This is a genomic window from Sulfurovum sp. (assembly GCA_026990595.1).
Lineage (GTDB): Bacteria > Campylobacterota > Campylobacteria > Campylobacterales > Sulfurovaceae > Sulfurovum.
In genome coordinates this window covers 18,715-21,611 of the sequence record JALXCZ010000026.1, presented here as the reverse complement: position 1 = coordinate 21,611, position 2,897 = coordinate 18,715, and the positions used below count along the sequence as shown (strand labels likewise).

At 36.6% G+C, this 2,897-nt stretch carries 1 protein-coding gene; it reads right to left on the bottom strand.

Translation table 11 applies throughout. The features are described 5' to 3' along the window. Positions 1–2,897 (bottom strand): carboxypeptidase-like regulatory domain-containing protein (locus tag MVE01_RS05610; protein WP_472561195.1); only part of this gene is annotated, 2,897 nt, incomplete at both ends.

Below are 2,897 nucleotides of genomic sequence, written 5' to 3'. Positions count from 1 at the left end.
AAGTACTATCTAAGGTAGTATTTCCCTCTTTCCATTCGTATTTAGAAATACTGCTTCCTAGAGAATAACTCTTTCGTGCATCCATATATGTTGTTGTTCCCAAATAGATATTTCTATCTATGCCTGCGTTAGCAATTAGACCTCTATCTTGTACCGTGATATTTACTTCATCTGTAGCTGTCACTCCATACGCATCTGTTACAGTAAGGGTAAGAGTATGTTCTCCTACGCTAGCGCCTCTATAATAAAAGTCATAAGTACTATCTAAGGTAGTATTTCCCTCTTTCCATTCGTATTTAGAAATACTGCTTCCTAGAGAATAACTCTTTCGTGCATCCATATATGTTGTTGTTCCCAAATAGATATTTCTATCTATGCCTGCTTCAGCAAACACTTCTGATTGATTCACAATAATCAATAAGTCGTCACTTGATTTTAAACCAATATCATCAGAAACAATCAATAAAATATGATGCACACCTACACTTGGATTAGAAAAGCTAAAAGAATTACTTGTACTTAAAGTCTTGTTCCCTTCTCTCCATTCATACTTCTTAATCGTCCCATCTGGATCAAAACTCTTACTCGCATTAAGCGAGACATTTGAACCAAAATACACAGTTATATCAAGTCCTGCATTCGCCACAGGAGGTTGATTAGGTTGTACCGCTATATTTCCTAAATCATACCCTTCAGTTGCACTACTTAGCGTAAGTTCCCTCTCAGCCTTAAAACCATCTTTTGAAATTTTCACAACAACAGGTAAATCACCAAAAAGTGCTACTTCCATAGCTGTTTTACTGTTACTAGTAAAATCTATAGTATAGTCTCCATTAGTATCACTTTGTACTCTCGTAATTTCAGTTAAAGACCTACCATTCTTTTTATATACAACAATATCAGCATCTGCTAAGGCTGTACCATTTTCATCTAACACTGTACCTGTAATACTAATTGGTTGCGTTCTATTATTATCATCAACTACAATACATGTATCTGTTTTATTGCCTCTTGGTTGCAAGAATAAAGGGTTTTCTACATATGTACCTATGCGTCCATCATCACTAACAGCACGTACAGTATAATTTCCTTCTCCCAAGTTACTAATAACAAAGGCTATATTATTAGGTCTATTGGTATAAGATAAATTTCTATTGGTATCACTAATACCTTTTCTCATACCTACATAACCGTTAAGTACTTTTCCTTGACTATCTTCTATACAGGTATACACCCAACTTGGATTATTGTAGCGATCTAAATTTATAGGCGCACGTCTAGCATCCATAGTTGTAATATAACTTTTACTCACAGGATCATACGTGGCTACACCATCTTGCACCCAAATACCTTTATCTGTATCAAAATACCACATAGGTATAGTGTCAGGAGTATCAAGGTTTGGATCAGCAGGAATGTTTAGAGTCATCTTCTCACCTTCTGCAAAATCTATAGCACTTCCATTTTCATCTGTAAGCTCAAGTTTGACAAAACCATATGAAGTCAAATATCCAGTTTCATTATTTTCATCAATAGCCATAGGGTCACCTGCAAAAGCATCTTGGCCCTCTTGCGTTGTAGCAGGGAAATAAGATACAGAAGCTGTAATATTACCTTCATAAGGTTCTCCAAGAGCAGTGATATACCCACCTTGAGGAAGTTCAATCGTTGTGTTGTCTGTAACAATTGTTGTACCCTCAGAAGGTACAAAAGTAGTCACTGATTTAGGACGGGCAAGTACGATATCTCTAATAGTCTCTTTACCTTCGAGTAGTGCTACTGCTGCTGAGTTACTTAAAAAACTATAGCGTGAAGCATTTATAACTGTTCTACTGGTAGGTATTACTTCTGCAAAATGGTAGTATCCTTTAGCATCTGACGTTGTCGTCTCCCCCGTGATGAGTTCAACTTTTGCTCCTGCTATAAACGCACCTTGGTTATCTAGAATTTGACCAGAGAGTGAACTTTTTACAAGAGCTTTTACATTTACTACCACACTATCACTTGCAACTGCACCATCATTATCTATGACAGCTACTACAAAATTATGTACCCCAACTGAGAGATTTGACTCAAGCGTTACGATAGAAGTATCACCTATAGGATTATTATTTTCTCTCCATGAGTACGCCACTATAGTTCCATCACTATCTGTAGCGTTAGCTTCAAGTGTGATGCTCTCACCTTCCGTGATATTTCTATCCAATCCTGCATCTACTACTGGTGCATCGTTGACTGGATTTACTTCTATATGAATTGTTGCTATATTTGAATCTACAGTTCCATCATTCGCCTTAAAGCTAAAACTGTCTGTACCATTGTAATTTTTGCTTGGACTGTAGAGTATATTGGGAGCTAACCCGTTTAATGTACCATGCATTGGTTGTGTAGTTATGATATAACTGAGATTATCATCATCAGTGTCTGATGCCGTTAAAACGATGTTTTGACTACTATCTTCTTGTGTAGTAAGATTCTGTTCATAAGCTACAGGTGCATCATTTGTAGCATTAATAGTAATGCTTACATCTACTTTGTTGGAAACCAAACCATCATTATCACTCACTGTATACGAGAGTTGATCATTTCCATGATAATTTGCATCAGGTGTATAGTTCACTTTTCCTGAGACAAGACTCACACTACCATGTGTAGGCATAGAAGTAATAAAAATACTATTACTGTCCAAAGTCCCATCACTGTCACTATCATTGGCAAGTACATCAATAACTACTTGGGTATCTTCATCCATGCTGATATTATCATCTACAGCCACAGGTGCATCATTCACTGGGGTTATTACAAGAGAAACTGTTGCTTCTATCGAATCTACAGTACCATCGTTTACTTTGAAAGTAAAGCTGTCTGTACCATCGTAATTTACATTTGGTGTATAC